Here is a 592-nt window from a genome sequence, read left to right as displayed (position 1 = left end):
CAACCTCATTCGCCACTGCCATTGAAGATCCGGGCAACTTCAAGACGTCCCGATCTGTTGGCGCCTGGATAGGCCTAACGACGCGCCGCTACCAATCCGGAGAAGTCGATTATGACGGCCATATATCCCGACGCGGCGACCGCCATTTGCGAGGGCTTCTCTACGAAGCGGCGTCGGTTATTCTGACGCGTAGCTCAACCGAGAGCACCCTGCGGACATGGGGTCTCCAGCTCCGGGAGAGGATCGGCTTCAAACGAGCCGCCGTGGCTGTGGCGCGCAAACTGGCGGTGATAATGCATTCGATGCTTAAAACCGGCGAGCTCTTTAATCCGAATGCAGGAGCCACAGCGTAAATCCGGATAGCGTTCAGAATCTGAACGCCTGAGGCGTCCCTGCCGGGACGTGAGCCGAGCCATTCCGCTGATGGGGTTGCACTGCTGACTCAGCAAAGTGCGTCGTCCACATTGAAGGCTCGTCCCGCGAAGCTCCATCATGCGGCGACCGATGTTGACCGCGAAGACAACCGTGTACCCGGCCAACGCATCTCCGAGCGCGAAGATACTTGACGTCCCCACCGCGATTAGACAACCTC

1 protein-coding gene is annotated in these 592 nt (G+C 59.1%); it reads left to right on the top strand.

Annotated features, from left to right (window positions below):
- Positions 1–353, top strand: a 353-nt coding sequence (locus tag NKH23_RS34485; protein WP_353036815.1) for a transposase, incomplete at its 5' end; no start/stop codon positions are given.
- Positions 354–592: the final 239 nt, after the last annotated feature.

This window comes from Mesorhizobium sp. M1328 (assembly GCF_040318075.1).
GTDB lineage: Bacteria > Pseudomonadota > Alphaproteobacteria > Rhizobiales > Rhizobiaceae > Mesorhizobium.
Note: the sequence above shows the minus strand (reverse complement) of the source record. Positions and strands in the feature narration are given on the sequence as shown.